Origin of the sequence: Aeromonas sp. FDAARGOS 1408 (assembly GCF_019048665.1) — a bacterium.
GTDB classification, from domain to species: domain Bacteria; phylum Pseudomonadota; class Gammaproteobacteria; order Enterobacterales; family Aeromonadaceae; genus Aeromonas; species Aeromonas dhakensis.
In genome coordinates, this window is the sequence record NZ_CP077394.1 from 731801 (window position 1) to 749352 (window position 17552).

Below are 17552 nucleotides of genomic sequence, written 5' to 3' on the forward strand. Positions count from 1 at the left end.
GCTCTGGTGCCGGTAACAGGAGTCGAACACGCGACCTTCGCATTACGAATCCAGATTGTGGCATTTTTACTCTGTCTGATGTCACTCCGGGAAACACAATTAAATCAATTAAAATCAGTGTGTTAGCTATGTCTTGGCGTGCTTTATTGTATCACCAACACTCGCCCTATATCATGTAATATGTTGGGCATAGAGTTGGGCATTACAGGGGGCATCATGGCAGACAGGCAGCAACGGAAACCGATAACACAAGATCGGGAGATTTCGGCGTTAACAACCGAGGAAGGAAAGGCGGTTAGTCGCTTCACCGTCTATTCAAAGCACGGAGGGGGACTTCACATTGAAGTGCGCCCTGATGGCCTCAAACGATTCAACTATCGGGCAAGACTAAACGGTAAGCAGTTTGACTATCAGATCGGGCTTTATCCAGCGATGACACTCGCTAAGGCTAGAACAGTACACGCCGAAGCCGTCGCCTTGGTTAAACAAGGAATTGATCCGCGCAAGGTAGCCAAGCAAGCCAAGGCTAAAAATATTCAGATGCCTACCCTCGGTGAAGTTTACCGTGACTGGATGGCAATGCGAGCCAAGTCAAAGCCGATAGGTTCCCGCACCCAACGGGATTACGAGGGGACGTATACGCGACATATTGAATCAGCCATAGGCAATATCAGAGTGTGTGATCTCTCCCGTGCTGTGCTCTATGAACACTTCCGCCAAGTAGAAACAACCGAAGGGGCACGCAAGGGGCTTATCATCCTGAATCAGTGCCTTGATCATGCTGTGTTACAAGGTCACATCGAAATCAACCCTGCTCGCCTACTCAAGCCCGCGATGTTTGGGGCGTCTATGCCCCCACCCCGTGAACGCTGGTTAACCAAGGATGAATTACGCCAGCTATGGGCAGCACTTGAACAGGCAACCAGTGGGGGCGGTTCTGTGTCTGCTGGTGGACGTGGAATAGCGTCTAACGTGGTCTTGTCGCTTGGGGTGGCTAACTGCTTACGTATGATTTGCCTAACCGCTGTGCGCCGTTCTGAGGCTGTAGGGATGCGCTGGGAGCAGATTAACGGCGACCGCTGGACAATCCCCGAGACTAAGAACGGACGCGCCCACGTTGTCACTCTCTGCCCCTTGGCACTGGAAATCATAGAGGCGCAAAAGCCCCTATCCAATGGCCCCTATGTATTTGAATCAACCAGCAAGCCAGGACACCCGATTACAGGAGATGCTGTTACCCGTGCGCTAGAACGTGTCCGAATGAAATACCTTGCCGAGCTTGTGCCGTTTAGTCCTCACGACTTGCGCCGAAGCGTAGCTACAGGAGCCGCTGAGTATCTGGATGCTCCCGAGCGCTTGATCGAGCTGATGCTCAACCATGTTCCCAAAGACAGGTTGATACGCACCTATCAAGTCGGCGGCATGGCCGAGAAGTTACGTGCCCTGTTTCTACGCTGGGGAGGTTTTATTCAAACTGTTACGCAAACAGAGCAAACCAAGCCTGACAACGTTGTATCTCTCAACGTTGAGGGACGTGGGTTATTTTCCTGAATCCAAAGGCATTGCTTTAGTGACGATGAATAGTAATGTGAGCCCTAATGGTGTTACTCGATAGAAGGGTGACAATAGCTCTTTGCAATAATAGCGTGCTAGCGTAGCTCACAAAACCGTCAGCAATGCACATGGAGTACTTAAGAAAATGTTCAAGCTCATTTCTCAACTATTCACCGAAGCAAAAACAGTAAGAAAGGCAGTGGACATATTGTCACGTACTCTAGGGGTTAACCCATCATTGGTATCACGTATGATGGGGGATCTTGGGCCTGAGTGTGGTAACGAACTAGGGCTGATGATTGCAAAAACGGAGGGGAGTGCAACTGATCCTTTCCGCTTCATCTATGAATGTGGCGCACTAATATTTTTCTTCCATTGGTGTTTGTATAAGAGCGCTGGTGATATCAATTGGATGCACCAACATCTAGCAAAACAGGGATTCTTGATTGATCAGATCAGTACAGATACGCATGCGTTAAGTATCGCACAGTCACTACTAGGTGGTATTGAATTACGGGGGTACGACCTGCGCAGATTCAACCAAAACCTCTCTGTCTTTATGGCCGAATATGAAGAGTATCTTGACAGTGATGGCACAAGGGAACCGCCAAAGCTAGTTTTACATTAGTGTAGGGATTGTATGGATTTCTATAGAAAGGCTTCCTTCATAGCGATCATTGTAGTGTTACTGACCTTAGTGGCAGGGCCATTCCTATTCAAGTTCTATCCAAACTTTGAAAAGGGAAAAGTTATGTGTGAATCACAAGGAGGGCACGTTAGCTTTGAAGGGAGGGACATCAAGGTTTATGGTGATAGAATCGAATTGGTCGGTGTCTGGGGAATATTGGATAGTGGTAAACCCAGACACATTTTGATCCAAACTAAAGGACGGTTGTGTGTAATTGAAGAAAGTAACGCTGATTAGATAAACATACAGGAAGGCGTCTAGAATCGTCCCTAACGAGGTTGAGAGGCTTACGTGTAGAATCCCTAGGCTACGCCTAGTGACACTATATAGCATAAGTGAGCAGACCAACGCCTTCGGCAAAGAGTAAAAGATACGCCAAAAAAAAATGGAAGAAATCCACACAGTAAGTAGCTAGTAGCCAAGGGCTACAAGGACAGGGGAAGGGGTTTGTCTTTTCTCTCTTTCCTTTAGGCGTCTTCTTTAGCTTGGCCCTGCAGGCCTGAGGCACATATCTCCAGTAATCCTCTATAACGCCTTCGGCACAAGAGGGTGGCACTACGTGCCGCATAATAATTACTTAATTTATTTGTTATATTATATGTTATTGGGCAAATAGTGCCACCCCCCCTGGCAAATAGTGCCCCCCCTCTTGCACCTAGAGAATGCGCCCTCATTACAAATGGTATCATCTCCTCTTCTTGTAGCCCTTCACTCCAGCCATATCCTAGAGCTACTCCTAATTGGAGAGTAGGCATATCCCTTACCTAGAGAGCACACACACTTAACAAACATCCATGAAAATATTTGTCCAAGAAAACATACAACTAACAGTATAAGTATATACAAGCTATTTAAAATGTAGCCTGCTTACGCCAGTAAGTGGGCTCTTGCCCGTTCCAAATAAAGATAGAGGTATGAGTATGTATTCTCAAGAGAATGGCCTTCGGGTCAAGATACCTGCCTTTTGCGCCAATGAGCTGGCCAAGCATTTACCAGAAGGTGTAAAGGCAACTCGCTACATCGTAGACCTAATCCTAAAGGATTTGGCTATCAAGGAAAAGGATCGCGACAAACGTGATGAAAACTCAACTGGAAATAACAACAGCCCTGTGTAGGGCAAACCTATCTGACCTGTCAAGCAATGACAAGCACTTGCTCCTAACCCTCTCATCCTTTATCAACCCCCTACGTGACGGTGATTTACGTGCATGGCCTACAAACGCTCAGTTAGTAGCCTTAACTAGCTTGTGTGATCGGTCTGTACGCAATTCCATTTCCAATCTTGAAGAGCGTGGATACCTACAACGTATTACAAAATACGATGCTGGCGCTAACAAGAAGACCCGAATTTTAATCCTTAACCCAGACAAGCTGACGCCAGTATCGGCAGAGCCTGAAGCTAAAGGGGATGCTTGGGAGGATGATCTAGATGATTGGTAAAATCCTATTTTTATATCCCCTTGTAGTCTATTTAACCCACATGATTTCAATTTTTATAATCCAATAGGTAACGACAATGCAACGATACAACTCAACTCATGACCAATTTATGCTAGCTAGAGCTGCTGCTAACGCGACGTACTTCGATAAGTTGCGTGAACCAGTCGAAGAGCTATTGGCGTTTGGTTTCGGGTATGTCTCCCTTGCCTCAGCTCTTAATGTGAAGGGTTATCTAACCCAACGAGGTAAGCCCTTCACTCGTGAGAGTGTACGCACCCTGCTAAATAACTTAGGGCTTTCTACAGTGGGAGCAGAAGAACAAGAATGCAAAGAACAATAATAGCGCACCTCGATCAATATAGTCGCTGTTGTGCTGTAGAACGAGAGCGAGCAGGTGAATTAATTCTCCTAGCGGGGGGCTTAGAAAACGCGGTGAGTTACAAAGAGCTCCCAGAAAAATACATAAGCTTGGCTATGCGAGAGATTAGCAATACCGTCTCGTCCCAAGGCGTCACGGTTGTAGTTGGCGAGGAGGTTGTTACTGTATGAACCTTTATCATGTCTATTACAACCAACAAGATAGGGCGGTATGCGTAGAGCGCCAAAGCGCAAATGGTATCATCAAGATTATTGCAGGCATCAGGCCGACCAGCCTTTACAGCCGAATGCTAGTCACTGATACCTACGCTCTCTCAGAGGCAATCGATGAATCCTTGCTCACCAAGCAAGAGCAATTGAATAAATCGAAAGGGATGCGTTACCAGCGTACCCCCGAGTTAGAGCAAGAAATCAAGCTAGGTTGTTCTCATTCCGTATTACATACCAAATACGGCATCTCTAAACGTACCTATCACCGATTGCGTAACGAGCTTATTAGTGCCACTCACCCTACCCTGTAGGGCAGTACCTCCCCCCTGTGTCACTTCCTCTCTAGCCCTTGTATATCAAGGCTTAAAACAGCCATTTTTAGCAAAGTAGGACTCTACTATGTGGTGTTTTCTTAACACACGCAAACGGGTTCCTGTAACCCACTATGACCACTACCGCGATTATTCAAAATTCAAGAACTATGACATTGACGCCCCTTTCACCTGGGCGCCCAATTCCTTTCGGAGAAACTAAATATGCACGAACAAATCAAAGACCTGTTTCAAGATGAATCAATCAGTGATGACCAGCTTGCAGCCATCATTCAAGAGGCTCAAGGCGACGTCTCTAAAGTCAGTAAGAGCATGAAAGCTCTTGGTATTGGTGCAGGGTCTAAAGAGCACATTGAATACATGCGCTCTCTTAAGACTGACGCCATGCGTAAACATGGTTTCTCAGATCCTATTCAACAAACGGAGTTTACAGGGGATGAATTAGCTAATCCCAATTGGACAACCAAGCAATGGAATCAATGGGACCGTGCTAGACGTGTGAAAGCTGGTTACAAGCCTAGCCCACTCACCAACAGCCAAGATGCTGCTGACTTCTTCAAGAAACTTAGAGGTGGTTAATGTCCCTCATCAAGACGCCAAAGGCTGCAAATTACAAGTTCGGAGGGCAGGCTGATAAGCCTGTCCGCTTTCATGAATACAAATCAGAAATTACTAGATTCTCTTACAAGGGCGTTGTCATTGAGCGTAACAAGAACACTTACCGTATTACGCCACCCAAACTTAAAGGCTTTGATATGGCTTTGTGTGATGGTGTCTATACCGATACTCGTTCGCTACAAGGGGCGCTTGATTTGGCCTTTCTGAATGTTGACAGTGAACGCCAAGAAGAACTAAGGGCGCTGAATATCAACCATCGGTGTCCAGCTTGTAAGGGCGTAACGCTCATTCAGAAGAGAGATTGGCAAGAGGAGCGGATTTCTTGCCCCTTATGCGCTCGACACTCCCACTATTCCTACTATGAAGCCGTGAAAGATGAAGTAATCCGGTGATAGAGGAGAGGTACTTTACCCCTCACGCCTCTCAAGACATGCAGCCCCCATCTGATTACTATCCCCTATAGCCAGTATGCTCATGGGGTTGTATTGACTCTTGCAGAGGGGGCCATTTGTCATATTTTCTGTGAGATTTTTTCAAGCCTCATTGCATATATAAGAAGACCCCCCTACCCCCTGCTCCCCTCCATGCAATTTTCCCCCGTAATCGAACAGACCTATCCTATCTCCCCCTCGATTCTTTCATTTTCCTCTGGTGTCCTCTCTATGCGTACAAGACAAGTTAGCCGCCCGTCATGGGCAGCCTATACACTGTGAAGTGTTGGGCATGGTGTTGGGCAAATACGCTAAAAAGCACAAAGGGCTAGCTTCACCAAGAAGCTAACCCTTTGTTTTATCTGGTGCCGGTAACAGGAGTCGAACCCGCGACCTTCGCATTACGAATGCGCTGCTCTACCAACTGAGCTATACCGGCGTGCCACTAGATTCCTGAAAACCCGGGGGCAAGTCAATGAGCTGCACTCGGTTTTATGAGTGAGCTCATGGAGTTACGGCCAATGTCAGAGGTCGGCGAACTCCGGAATATGGGCCCGGCCGCGGCTTTCGAGAAAATCGAGCAGGGCGCGGGGGGAGCGAGCCAGGATCCGCTCTTCTGGGAAGCCGGCCTCGGTCACCAGCCGGTGGCAGTGCTCGAAATCCCCGAGGCTGAAGGCCACGTGGGAGTCGGAGCCGAAGGTGAGGTAGGCACCCATGTCCCGCGCCGCCTCGACGATGGCGCGGCAGTTGCCTTCACTACCCGGGCGGGAGTGGCTGAAGGAGGAGTTGTTGAGCTCCAGCGCCACCCGATACTCTGCCGCTGCCTTGACCACGGCCTGGATATCGATGGGGAAGGCGGGATTGCCGGGGTGGCTTATCATGTCGACCCGGCCGCTCTTGATGGCGTTGATCATGGCCTGGGTGTGGGTGGCCTGATCGCAGGGGGGGAACACTGGCTCGTGAAAGCCCGCCATGATCATGTCGAGCCGAGACTCGTAGCGCTCGGGGAAGTCGATCTCGCCATCGATGTTCTTGATGTTGGCTTCGATGCCGCGCAGGATGCCGACCCCGTCGACCACCCGTGGCAACACGTGCAGATTGACGAAGTGCCAGAAGTGGGGGGCATCCGCCATATCGGGGCCATGATCCGTGGTGGCGAACAGCTTGATCCCCTTTGCCCTGGCGATGGGCAGGTAGTCGTGAATGGTGCTGTAGGCGTGGGTGCTGGCGACGGTGTGGGTGTGGGTATCGACCGTGTACTTCATCTTATCTTCCCCTCTGGCGTGAGGGGCCAGCATAGCAAAGGCGGCGGGTCTAGACCATGTGGTGGCTTGTCATACTTTGTCACAAATTGAGGGCAGGTTGACAAAGTTTGAACACGCTTGGCAGCCATGATGGGTGCATCGATGAAAGCCTGAACTCGCATCGATGGGTTGGATCAGGATGGTGCAACCTCATTTCCCCGCCGTCGCGCCCTGCGACGGTTTTTTTTGCCCGTTTGCCAGCGTGCTGGATAGCAGCAGGGTAAAAGCAGGGTAAAAAAATGCCCAACTAGCATGGAGCAGGTTGGGCGAGACTTAATGTTTAATTGCAGTGGCATAGATATAGAGTCCGATTTGTCCGTGAAGTTCCCGCCTTGTTCCCCATTTTCACGAAAAACATTTCACTAACACATGTTCACATTCTCTTGACACAAAAGGTTGTGAAACGTACTTTTTAAACATTCGTTTAAGTGAGGTGTCCTGTGAGTAAAATCGATACCAAAAACCGCATTCTCGATGCCGCCGAGGTGTTGTTTGCCGAACGGGGGTTCGCCGATACCTCTTTGCGTCTGATCACCAGCGAGGCGGATGTCAACCTGGCCTCGGTGAACTACCACTTCGGCTCCAAGAAGGAGCTGATCCAGGCGGTGCTCGATCGCTATCTGAGTCTGTTCATGCCCGAGCTGGATGCACGCCTCCATACCCTGATGACGCAGGAGCAGCTGACCCTGCTGCAGGTGTTCGAGAGCTTCGTCGACCCGCTGATGAAGCTGGTAGCGGTGCGCACCAACGGTCCGGCCATCTTCATGCAGCTGCTGGGACGCGGCTACATCGACAGCCAGGGCCACCTGCGCCGCTTCATCACCGCCCATTACGGCCCCATTTTGCAGCGGATCACCCAGGCCATCTCCAAGGCCAACCCTGAGTTGTCGCCGGCGGATCTGTTCTGGCGGCTGCACTTCACCCTGGGCACTGTCGTGTTCACCATGGCTTCGGCCGATGCGCTGCGCGACATCGCCCAGGCCGATTTCGGCCAGCAGCTCGATGTGGAGGGGCTGGTACGCAACGTCATTCCTTATCTGGCGTCCGGTGTCGGGGCGCCCGTGGAGTCGACCAGGCTCTCCCTGGCCGTGTAACAACCAACAATAAATCAACGGAAACAGTGAAATAGAAGGAACTTGAGTATGATCACATTGCTTATCCTGCTGGTGCTGGCGATAGCCGTCGTGCTCGGCGTGCCCTCCATCCGTAAAAAGGTGGTCACCCGCCCGGTGTTCGGCATCTTCAAGAAGATACTGCCGCCCTTGTCTGCCACCGAGCGGGAGGCCATGGAAGCCGGCTCCGTCTGGTGGGATGGGGAGCTGTTTCGCGGCAACCCCGACTGGAAAAAACTGCACGGCTACGGCAAGGCCGAGCTGACCGCCGAGGAGCAGGCCTTCATCGACAACCAGGTCGAGACCCTGCTCGCCATGGTCGACGACTTCAAGATCGTCAACGAAACCAAAGACCTGCCGGAACCGGTCTGGGACTATCTGAAGAAGGAAGGCTTCTTCTCCCTGATCATCCCGAAATCCTACGGCGGCCGCGAATTCTCCGCGATCGCCAACTCCACCATAGTCACCCGCATTGCCACCAAGAGCCTGAGCGTGGCAGTCACCGTCATGGTGCCGAACTCCCTCGGCCCGGGCGAGCTGCTGATGCACTACGGCACCCAGGCCCAGAAAGACTTCTGGCTGCCGGGGCTGGCCAACGGCAAGGAAGTGCCCTGCTTCGCCCTGACCGGGCCGGAAGCGGGCTCCGATGCCGGCGCCATCCCGGACAAGGGGATCGTCTGCAAGGGGATGCACAAGGGTGAAGAGGTGCTGGGTATTCGCCTCAACTGGAACAAGCGCTACATCACTCTGGCGCCGCGCGCCACCGTGCTGGGGCTGGCGTTCAAACTCTATGACCCGGAAAAACTGCTGGGTGACAAGGAAGAGCTGGGCATCACCTGCGCGCTCATCCCTACCAGCCACCCGGGCGTGCGCGTAGGCGATCGCCACTACCCCATGGGTCTGGCGTTCCTGAACGGCCCGACCTTCGGCAAGGATGTATTCATCCCGCTCGACTGGATCATCGGCGGCCCGGATTACGCCGGTCGCGGCTGGCGCATGCTGGTGGAGTGCCTCTCCGCCGGTCGCGGCATTTCGCTGCCTGCCCTTGGCACCGCCTGTGGTCACATGGCGAGCCGCACCGTCGGCGCCTACTCCTACGTGCGCAAACAGTTCGGCATGTCCATCGGCAAGTTTGAAGGGGTGCAGGAAGCGCTGGCCCGCATCGGCGGCCTCACCTATCAGCTGGAAGGGGCCCGTCGCATGACCGCCGGCTCCCTAGATCTCGGTCAGGCACCGGCCATCGTCACCGCGATTTCCAAGTACCACATGACCGAGATGGCGCGCCAGATCATGGATGACTCCATGGACATCCACGCCGGCCGAGCCATCCAGCTGGGCCCGAAAAACTACACCGGCTACGCCTACATGGGCATTCCGGTGGCCATCACGGTGGAAGGGGCCAACATCCTGACCCGCAACCTGATGATCTTCGGGCAGGGGGCTACCCGCTGCCACCCGTACGTGTTCGCCGAGCTGGAAGCGGCGGCCGATACCGACGTGGAGCGCGGTCTCGAGAAGTTTGACGCCCTGCTGATGAAGCACATCGCCTTTGGCGCCGGCAACTTCTTCGGTTCCCTGTTCCAGGGGCTGACTCTGGGCCAGTTCAACAGTGCCCCGGTGGCCGGTGAAACCGCCCGCTACTACAAGCAGCTCTCTCGCATGAGTAAAGGGCTGGCCCTGTGCGCCGACGTCTCCATGCTGATGCTGGGTGGCGATCTCAAGCGCAAGGAGATGATCTCCGCCCGTCTGGGTGACGTGCTGAGCCACCTCTACCTGGCCTCTGCCACCCTCAAGCACTACGAGGATCAGGGCCGCATGGTCTCCGATCTGCCGTTCGTGCAGTATGCGGTGGAGCGCAACCTCTACCTGATTGGCAAGGCGTTCGAGGGCTTCTTCCAGAACTTCCCGAACAAGGTGGTGGGCGCCGTGCTCAAGCGGGTGGTGTTCCCGTTCGGCGTGGGTTACAAGATGCCGGCCGACGATCGCTGCCACGCCATCTGCCTGGCCATGATGAAGCCGGGTGAGTTCCGCGACCGTCTGACCGCGCTCTGCTATGTGGGCAAGGACGAGGCGGATCCGGTCGGCCTGATGGAGCGTGCCTTCCAGGCCATGGTCTCGGTGCAGCCTTACGAGAAGAAACTGGTGCAGGCCCAGAAAGAGGGCAAGCTGCCCCGCAAATTGGCCCTGCCGGAGCTGGTTGCCGCTGCCCTGTCTCAATCCATCCTGAGCAAGGACGAGGCGGACAAGCTGCTGGCCGCCGATGCCCTGCGCTACGAAGCCATCCAGGTGGACAACTTTGCCCCGGGCGAGCTGGAGGGGTTATCCCAGCAAAATCCGGTGGTGCACGCCGCCTGAGAGGGCACTCGCTCCTGAATCTGAAACCGGCCGATATGGCCGGTTTTTTTGTTTGTTAACCATGCATTTACAACCTCGATTAATTCCAGTTTAATGCAATGGCCCCCCACCCTTGGGGCAGGAAGCAAGGCCAGCGGAATGGCCGACAACAACAAACTCAGGAAGAGTGAATGAATCTCGCCAAAACGGCGATCGAACGTCCCATCTGGGTGGCGGTCTCGATCGTGCTGATTTTTCTGCTGGGCCTGCTCAGCATCCGGGGGCTGCCGATCCAGCTGTTTCCCGACATAGATCGCCCGCACCTCAACATCTCGGTGGACTGGCGCTCGGCCTCACCCCAGGAGATGGAGTCGGAGATAACCGACCCCATCGAGCAGGAGATGCAGGGGGTGCAGGGGCTCAAGAACCTCACCAGCAACAGCTTCCCCGGCTTCACCGAGATCGATCTGGAGTTTGCCCTCGGCACCGACATGCAGCGGGCCCAGCTTGACGTCATCTCCCGCCTGAACCGGGTCTCCGGCCTGCCGGACAAGATTGGCGGTCCCTACGTCAACAACTACAGCAGCAACGACACCCTCACCTTTTTCTTCATCCAGCAGCTGCCCGGCGCCAAGGGGCCGATCGACGATCACCAGGCGCTGATCGAGGCGCGGATAAAACCCGAGCTGGAGCGGATCCCCGGGGTGTCGACGGTCGACATCCAGGGGATCAACGAGCGCCAGATCCAGATCCGCTTCGACCCCTACCGCGCCGCCGAGCTGGGGGTGGAGATCCCGGTGCTGGCCAGCCGGGCCAGCACCGGCTGGGACGTCTCCGCCGGCACCCTCGACATCGGCCGCTGGGAGTACAAGCTGCGCTTTGCCGGCCGCTACGACGTGGCGACCCTGGGAGACAAGGTGGTGGACTGGCGCGACGGCCTGCCCATCTATCTGCGGGACGTGGCGGAGATCCAGCTGGCCCGGGAGGAGAATCCGGTGCTGCGCATTCAAAATGGCAACACCGCCATCGCCGCCCAGATCTTCAAGGAGAGCGGGGCCAACGCCCTGGCGGCGCTGGAGGCGATCAAGCTCAAGGTGGGCGAGCTCAACCGCGAGGTGCTGGAGCCGGTCGGCCTGCACATGGAGCAGTCGTTCGACGCCTCTCTCTATATCAACCGGGCGGTGAGCATGGTGACCGCCAACCTGGGGCTCGGCGTGCTGCTCTCCTGCGCCATCCTCTGGGTCTTTCTGCGCCGGCTCAGGGCGACCCTGATGATCGCGATCGCCATCCCCATCAGCATCATGCTCACCTTCTGTCTGCTCAAGGTGCTGGGACGCACCCTCAACGTCATCTCGCTGGCGGGCATCGCCTTTGCGGTCGGTATGGTGCTCGATGCCGCCATCGTGGTGCTGGAGAGCATCTACCGGCGCCACGAGCGGGGGGATCTGAGCAAGGCGGAGGCGGCGCTGGACGGCACCAGTCGGGTGTGGACCGCGCTGGTGGCCTCCACCCTGACCACGGTCGCCATCTTCCTGCCGGTGCTGCTGCTCAACGACGTGGAGGGGCAGCTGTTTGCAGACCTTGCGCTGACCATCGCCTGCGCCGTCACCGTCTCCATGCTGGTGGCGGTGACCGTGCTGCCGGCGGTGGCGGCGCGCTGGATGGGGCGCGAGCGGCTGACTGACCCCTATGAGGCGCTGTGGCAGGGTACCACCCGCCACGTGATCCGCTGGACTGCGACGCCCCGCCGGCGCTGGACCGTCATCACCCTGATGATGAGCCTGCCGGCGCTGGCGACCTGGGCCCTGCTGCCGAAGATGGACTACCTGCCGGACGTGAAGCGTGACGCGGTGGATGTCTGGATGAACTTCACCCCGGGCTTCAACCTCAAGGCCCAGCGCGAGGAGGTGATCGACACGCTCATCGCCAGGCTGGATCCCTATATGAAGGGGGAGCAGGAGCCGGCCCTCAAGAACTACTACATATTGCGCTACCCGGGCGGCGCCCAGATCGGGGTGCGGCCGAAAGAGGAGGACCAGATCAAGGTGCTGGAGCAGCTGCTGATGAAGCAGTTGCTGGTGGGCATCCCCGACACCCAGGTGTTTGGCGGTCAGGGGTCGCTGTTCGGCGGCTTTGACAGCGAGAACGGTATCTCCCTGTTGCTGCAGGGAGGTGATCTGGTTGAGCTCTATCGGGCGGCGCGGGCCGCCATGGCCATCGTCAAGCAGGATCTGCCGGGGGCCCAGGTGAGGCCGCAGCCGGATCTCGATTTCACCGCCCCCGAGCTGCGGTTGGTGCCGCAGGACCGGCGCCTCGCCGAGGTGGGCTGGGATCGCACCCCCATGCCCGCCATCATCCAGACCTTCGGCGACGGGCTGCGGGTTGGCGAGTATTTCGACGGGGAGGAGCGGCTCGACATCATGCTGATGGGGCAGACCTCGGCCAACCCGGATGAACTCAAGGCGGTGCCCCTGGCGACCCCTTCCGGGCGCATCGTGCCGCTCGGCGAGCTGCTGCGGGTGGAGCACGACATGGGGCCGGCCAGCATCTTTCGGGCTGACGGGCGGCGCAGCATCAGCCTGCAGATCTCTCCCCCGGCGGGGATGAGCATGGAGCAGGTGCTCGATACCCTGCAGAGCAAAAGCTTTGCCGCCATCCGGCCACTGCTGCCCGCCGGTGGCGAGCTGCGGGTCTCCGGCAATGCCGACAGCCTGCAGCAGGCGCTGGGCAACCTGGGGGCCATCTTCCTGTTTGCGGTGATGATCCTGCTGATCCTGTTGTGGGGGGTCTTTGCCTCCCTCAAGGATGCCGTGCTGGTGCTGCTGACCCTGCCGCTTGCCACCGTCGGCGGCGTGCTGGCGCTGCACCTGAGCGGCCTGCTGGTGCCGTTGCCGATGGATCTGCTGACCATCATCGGCTTCGTCATTTTGCTGGGGCTGGTGGTCAACAACGCCATCCTGCTGGTGCACCAGACCCGCACGGCGGAGCGGGAGGGGATGAGCCGCCAGCTGGCGGTGGCCGATGCCCTGCAAAGCCGGATGCGGCCCATCGCCATGACCAGCCTCACCAGCATCTTCGGCATGCTGCCGCTGATGCTGAGCCCGAGCGAGGGCAGCGAAATCTACCGGGGGCTGGCCACCGTCATCGTTGGCGGCATGAGTTGCAGCACCCTGTTTACCCTGGTCCTGCTGCCCGCCTTCCTGCGGCTGGGTGAGCGGGTCGACGTGCCGCAGGCCATTCGGCAGCGGGCCTGAGCAAGGAGCTCAACGATGACACGAGTTTTTACAAGGATGGTTGTGGGCGCGGCGCTGCTGGCGGGGGGCGTGTTCCCCGCGCTGGCACAGGGCAAGATGGTGACCCTGGCGGACGTGACCCGGGGGGAGGCTGCGGCCAGCATCTGGGTCAGCGGCACGGTGGCGAGCCGCCAGCAGGCGGCGCTCAGCGCCGAGGTGAGCGGCCGGGTGGAGTGGATCGCCGAGTTCGGCAGCCGGGTCAGCAAGGGGGATGAGCTGCTGCGCCTCGACAGCGCGGCGCTGCGGCTCTCGCTGGAGCAGGCCCAGGCCGAGCAGGCCAAGTGGGAGAGCAACGTGCGCTTTGCCCGCGCCGAGTTTGGCCGGCTGGCGACCCTGCACCGCCAGAAGAGCGCCTCCCAGAGCCAGTACGACAAGGCGCGCTACGACGTGGAGCAGGCTGAACTGGCCGAGCGGCTGGCGCGGGTGCAGGTGCGCCAGATTGAGGAGCAGCTGCGCAGAAGCCACATCTTCGCGCCGTTCGACGGGGTGGTGAACAACCACTTTATCCAGCCGGGGGAGCATGTGGATGCCGGCGAGCAGGCGCTGGAGCTGGTCAACCCCGATCAACCCGACATCCGCCTGCAGGCCCCCATCGTCTGGGCCGGTCAGCTGGCGCCCCAGACCCGGCTGCGGGTGGAAGGGGATCAGCTCAGCGGCCACGGGGTCTATTACCAGCGGGCGGCGAGCGCCGATCCCAAGTCGCGCCTCATCGAACTGCGCCTCAAGCCGGAGGGGGGGCGCTTCATCATCGGCTCGCCGGTGCGGGTGGCGTTGCCGCTGGCGGAGCAGCAGACCATGTTGCTGCCGCGCGATGCCCTGGTGCTCAACACCGAGGGGAGCGTGGTCTATCAGGTGGAGCAGCACGGCGAGGTGCTCAAGGTAAACCGGGTGCCGGTGACCGTGCTGTTCGGCGACAGCCGGCAGGTGGCAGTGAGCGGGGCGCTCAAGCAGGGGGACAGGGTGGTGGTGCGCGGCGCCGGCAGCCTGCAGGATGGCGATAAGGTGGAGCTGTTTCGCGGCTGATCCAGCTTGGTCACCATGAAAAACGGCTCCCGCGGGAGCCGTTTTTGTTGCAGGCTGGAGGGGCGATTACTCGACCATCATCACCTTGCAGGTGTTGGTACTGCCGACGGTTTCCATCTTGTCGCCGTGGGTCAGCAACACCATGTCGCCGCTTTGCAGCAGCCCCTTGGCCTTGAGCACGTCCAGCGCATCGCGGCACACTTCGTAGACCGGCTTGGTCTCGTCGCCGTCGAACAGCACAGGGGTGACGCCGCGGTAGAGGTTGGTCCAGGCCAGGGTCTTGTTGTGCGGTGACAGGGCGAAGATCGGCAGGCCGGAGCTGATGCGGGACATCAGCAGCGGGGTGGTGCCCGATTCGGTCAGCGCCACGATCGCCTTGACCCCTTCCAGGTGGTTGGCTGCATACATGGTGGACATGGCGACGGCCTCTTCCACCGAAGTGAAGGTGTAGCTCATGCGGTGGTTGGAGACGTTCAGGCTCGGGTGCTTTTCGGCACCGACGCAGACGCTGGCCATGGAGGTGACGGTCTCGATGGGGAACTGGCCGGCGGCGGTCTCGGCGGAGAGCATCACCGCATCGGTCCCGTCCAGCACGGCGTTGGCCACGTCCATCACTTCGGCACGGGTCGGCAGCGGCGCATTGATCATCGACTCCATCATCTGGGTCGCGGTGATGACCACCCGGTTCAGGCGGCGGGAGTGGCGAATGAGCTTCTTCTGCACGCCGACCAGCTCGGGATCGCCGATTTCGACGCCAAGGTCACCACGGGCCACCATGACGGCATCGGAGCCGAGGATGATGTCTTCCATCGCCTCGTCGGTGGCGACAGTCTCGGCGCGCTCGACCTTGGCCACGATCTTGGCGTTGGAGCCGGCTTCGCGGGCCAGCTCGCGGGCGTAGCGCAGGTCATCGCCGCAACGGGGGAAGGAGACGGCCAGGTAGTCCACGTTCATGCGGGCGGCGGTCTTGATGTCTTCCTTGTCCTTCTCGGTCAGGGCTGGGGCGGAGAGGCCGCCACCCTTCTTGTTGATGCCCTTGTTGTTGGAGAGCGGACCGGCCACGGTGACCGTGGTGTGGATGCGGGTGCCTTCGACCTGCTCCACTTTCAGTTGCACGCGGCCGTCGTCCAGCAGCAGGATGTCGCCGGGCACCACGTCATTGGGCAGGCTCTTGTAGTCGATGCCGACCTGCTCCTGGCAGCCTTCACCCTTGCCGAGGGCGGCGTCGAGGATGAATTTGTCGCCGATGGCCAGATAGATCTTGCCGTCCTTGAAGGTGGAAACGCGGATCTTGGGGCCCTGCAGGTCGCCCATGATGGCGACGTGACGGCCCAGCTTGGCGGCGATATCACGCACCTGGTTGGCGCGCAGGATGTGGTCTTCAGCAGTGCCGTGGGAGAAGTTCATCCGCACCATGTCGGCACCGGCACGGATGATCCCCTCGAGGATCCCTTCGCGATCGGTGGCCGGACCGAGTGTGGTTACAATCTTTGTACGTCTTGGCATGAAAGACTCCAGTTTTGAAGTTGATATGACTTGAGATACTGCCCCGTCAAGCGCATGACCCATTGCACCCGCTTGCAAGCCATCTGGGTGGCTTTTGTTACTAAATTACAATACTACACCAAGGAAGGTGGCAGAGACAGCCGGGGGCCGGGGCCCCCGTTGTTCACGAAGAGTGGGGTGTATCAAAGCGGGATTCGCGCAAACCTTCTTTGACTTTTTTCAGGTTTTCGCGAAATTTCATGCCGCGGCGCAGGGTGAAACCGGTCGCCAGCACGTCCACCAGGGCGAGCTGGGCGATGCGCGAAGCCATCGGCATGTAGACATCGGTGTCTTCCGGCACGTCCATGGAGAGCACCAGGTTGCACTCGCGCGCCAGCGGGGAGTCCTTGGCGGTCATGCCGATGACGGTGGCGTCGTTTTCACGGGCCAGCGCGGCAATCTCCACCAGCGCCTTGGTGCGGCCGGTGTGGGAGATGAGCACCACCACGTCCCCTTCGCTGCTGTTGATGCAGCTCATGCGCATCATGACGATGTCGTCGAAGCTCACCACCGGGATGTTGAAGCGGAAGAACTTGTTCTGTGCATCGCGGGCGACGGCGGAGGAGGCCCCAAGGCCGAAGAAGCTGATCTTCTTGGATTGGGTCAGGATGTCGACGCAGCGATTGATGGCCGAGATGTCCAGGCTGTTCTTGGCGGCATCGAGGCAGGCCATGGTGGATTCGAAGATCTTGGCGGTATAGGTATCGGGCCCGTCTTCTGCCTCCACGTGGCGGTTCACATAGGGTGTGCCGTTGGCCAGGCTCTGGGCCAGATGCAGTTTGAAATCGGGAAAGCCCTTGGTATCGAGCCGGCGACAGAAACGGTTGACGGTCGGTTCACTGACGTCAGCCATCTTGGCGAGGGTGGCGATACTGGAGTGGATGGCCGTCTGTGGGGAGGCCAGGATGACCTCGGCGACTTTACGCTCTGATTTACTGAAACTTTCCAAATTATTAGTAATTTTATCAAGGGTATTCATCATCACCACCAGGCGTTTTTGTAATTTAGCTTCAGTGTCTTTGCACTAAATTCATGGCTAAGCAGGTTTCCAATCAACTTGATGACTATACAAGACAAGCTCTTATCGAAACTAATCTCGGCCCTGCAAAGTATGACTCATGTCTAATTATTTCGTTGTTTTGGTTACAAACTTCCAGTCATTCCGTGAAAGCGCTTACAAATGTTGCAAAGCAACAACACTGTGAGCGGGCGCACAGTTGCACCCATCAAACGCGCCGCAAGGGGAGGGGCTCGGGTAGAATTGGCACCAAATAATAAGTGCGGGACGGT

General features: G+C 57.2%; 14 protein-coding genes and 1 tRNA gene. 11 read left to right on the plus strand and 4 right to left on the minus strand.

The window, feature by feature from the left end:
- Positions 1-216: 216 nt before the first annotated feature.
- From I6L38_RS03640 to I6L38_RS03670, 7 genes are all read left to right on the plus strand, one after another.
- Positions 217-1551, plus strand: coding sequence for a site-specific integrase (locus I6L38_RS03640; RefSeq protein ID WP_216989154.1), 1335 nt, complete (start codon positions 217-219; stop codon positions 1549-1551).
- A 148-nt stretch (positions 1552-1699) separates the two neighbouring features.
- Positions 1700-2182: a hypothetical protein gene (locus I6L38_RS03645; protein WP_216989155.1), complete on the plus strand. Its 483-nt coding sequence runs from the start codon at positions 1700-1702 to the stop codon at positions 2180-2182.
- A gap of 974 nt (positions 2183-3156) precedes the next feature.
- Positions 3157-3357 carry a hypothetical protein gene (locus I6L38_RS03650; RefSeq protein ID WP_216989156.1) on the plus strand — a complete coding sequence of 67 codons (201 nt, stop codon included), beginning with the start codon at positions 3157-3159 and terminating at the stop codon, positions 3355-3357.
- Complete coding sequence (locus I6L38_RS22765) at positions 3320-3682, plus strand: helix-turn-helix domain-containing protein (RefSeq protein ID WP_216989157.1); 363 nt, start codon at positions 3320-3322, stop codon at positions 3680-3682. Before I6L38_RS03650 ends, I6L38_RS22765 begins: the two co-directional genes overlap by 38 nt.
- 545 nt (positions 3683-4227) lie before the next feature.
- Positions 4228-4581: a hypothetical protein gene (locus I6L38_RS03660; protein ID WP_216989158.1), complete on the plus strand. Its 354-nt coding sequence runs from the start codon at positions 4228-4230 to the stop codon at positions 4579-4581.
- Between the two features lie 225 nt (positions 4582-4806).
- On the plus strand, positions 4807-5181 hold the full coding sequence (locus tag I6L38_RS03665; RefSeq protein ID WP_216989159.1) for a hypothetical protein: 375 nt from the start codon (positions 4807-4809) through the stop codon (positions 5179-5181).
- On the plus strand, positions 5181-5612 hold the full coding sequence (locus tag I6L38_RS03670; RefSeq protein WP_113995472.1) for a hypothetical protein: 432 nt from the start codon (positions 5181-5183) through the stop codon (positions 5610-5612). The genes I6L38_RS03665 and I6L38_RS03670 overlap by 1 nt, the downstream gene beginning before the upstream one ends.
- Positions 5613-6014: 402 nt before the next feature.
- Here the strand turns inward: I6L38_RS03670 and I6L38_RS03675 are convergent.
- Together I6L38_RS03675 and I6L38_RS03680 are read right to left on the minus strand one after the other, a co-directional pair.
- Positions 6015-6090 (minus strand) — tRNA-Thr (locus I6L38_RS03675).
- Between the two features lie 85 nt (positions 6091-6175).
- On the minus strand, positions 6176-6916 hold the full coding sequence (locus tag I6L38_RS03680) for a phosphatase (protein WP_017788582.1): 741 nt from the start codon (positions 6914-6916) through the stop codon (positions 6176-6178).
- A gap of 479 nt (positions 6917-7395) precedes the next feature.
- On the opposite strand from I6L38_RS03680, the gene I6L38_RS03685 reads away from it, so the two are divergent.
- The 4 genes from I6L38_RS03685 (at position 7396) to I6L38_RS03700 (ending at position 14717) form a co-directional block, all read left to right on the plus strand.
- A complete protein-coding gene (locus I6L38_RS03685; RefSeq protein WP_017781124.1) occupies positions 7396-8049 on the plus strand; it encodes a TetR/AcrR family transcriptional regulator in 654 nt (217 codons plus the stop codon).
- Between the two features lie 48 nt (positions 8050-8097).
- Positions 8098-10422 (plus strand): acyl-CoA dehydrogenase, encoded by a 2325-nt coding sequence (locus tag I6L38_RS03690; RefSeq protein ID WP_005298724.1) that lies wholly within the window; start codon positions 8098-8100, stop codon positions 10420-10422.
- Positions 10423-10592: 170 nt separating this feature from the next.
- Positions 10593-13655 (plus strand): efflux RND transporter permease subunit, encoded by a 3063-nt coding sequence (locus I6L38_RS03695; RefSeq protein ID WP_216989160.1) that lies wholly within the window; start codon positions 10593-10595, stop codon positions 13653-13655.
- A 15-nt stretch (positions 13656-13670) separates the two neighbouring features.
- The gene (locus I6L38_RS03700) at positions 13671-14717 is read left to right on the plus strand and encodes an efflux RND transporter periplasmic adaptor subunit (RefSeq protein ID WP_042889144.1); all 1047 of its coding nucleotides are present in this window, start codon (positions 13671-13673) and stop codon (positions 14715-14717) included.
- Positions 14718-14783: 66 nt separating this feature from the next.
- Here the strand turns inward: I6L38_RS03700 and pyk are convergent, their stop codons facing one another.
- Together pyk and I6L38_RS03710 are read right to left on the minus strand one after the other, a co-directional pair.
- The gene (pyk, locus tag I6L38_RS03705) at positions 14784-16223 is read right to left on the minus strand and encodes a pyruvate kinase (protein ID WP_005298729.1); all 1440 of its coding nucleotides are present in this window, start codon (positions 16221-16223) and stop codon (positions 14784-14786) included.
- A gap of 163 nt (positions 16224-16386) precedes the next feature.
- Positions 16387-17241 carry a MurR/RpiR family transcriptional regulator gene (locus tag I6L38_RS03710; RefSeq protein ID WP_005298732.1) on the minus strand — a complete coding sequence of 285 codons (855 nt, stop codon included), beginning with the start codon at positions 17239-17241 and terminating at the stop codon, positions 16387-16389.
- Positions 17242-17552 lie beyond the last annotated feature (311 nt).

What these genes read in the sequence shown, in the direction of transcription:
- I6L38_RS03640 (WP_216989154.1), top strand. Translation starts at nt 217, where the DNA reads ATGGCAGACAGGCAGCAACGGAAACCGATAACACAAGATCGGGAGATT.
- I6L38_RS03645 (WP_216989155.1), top strand. Translation starts at nt 1,700, where the DNA reads ATGTTCAAGCTCATTTCTCAACTATTCACCGAAGCAAAAACAGTAAGA.
- I6L38_RS03650 (WP_216989156.1), top strand. Translation starts at nt 3,157, where the DNA reads ATGAGTATGTATTCTCAAGAGAATGGCCTTCGGGTCAAGATACCTGCC.
- I6L38_RS22765 (WP_216989157.1), top strand. Translation starts at nt 3,320, where the DNA reads ATGAAAACTCAACTGGAAATAACAACAGCCCTGTGTAGGGCAAACCTA.
- I6L38_RS03660 (WP_216989158.1), top strand. Translation starts at nt 4,228, where the DNA reads ATGAACCTTTATCATGTCTATTACAACCAACAAGATAGGGCGGTATGC.
- I6L38_RS03665 (WP_216989159.1), top strand. Translation starts at nt 4,807, where the DNA reads ATGCACGAACAAATCAAAGACCTGTTTCAAGATGAATCAATCAGTGAT.
- I6L38_RS03670 (WP_113995472.1), top strand. Translation starts at nt 5,181, where the DNA reads ATGTCCCTCATCAAGACGCCAAAGGCTGCAAATTACAAGTTCGGAGGG.
- I6L38_RS03680 (WP_017788582.1), bottom strand. Translation starts at nt 6,916, where the DNA reads ATGAAGTACACGGTCGATACCCACACCCACACCGTCGCCAGCACCCAC.
- I6L38_RS03690 (WP_005298724.1), top strand. Translation starts at nt 8,098, where the DNA reads ATGATCACATTGCTTATCCTGCTGGTGCTGGCGATAGCCGTCGTGCTC.
- I6L38_RS03695 (WP_216989160.1), top strand. Translation starts at nt 10,593, where the DNA reads ATGAATCTCGCCAAAACGGCGATCGAACGTCCCATCTGGGTGGCGGTC.
- I6L38_RS03700 (WP_042889144.1), top strand. Translation starts at nt 13,671, where the DNA reads ATGACACGAGTTTTTACAAGGATGGTTGTGGGCGCGGCGCTGCTGGCG.
- pyk (WP_005298729.1), bottom strand. Translation starts at nt 16,223, where the DNA reads ATGCCAAGACGTACAAAGATTGTAACCACACTCGGTCCGGCCACCGAT.
- I6L38_RS03710 (WP_005298732.1), bottom strand. Translation starts at nt 17,241, where the DNA reads ATGAATACCCTTGATAAAATTACTAATAATTTGGAAAGTTTCAGTAAA.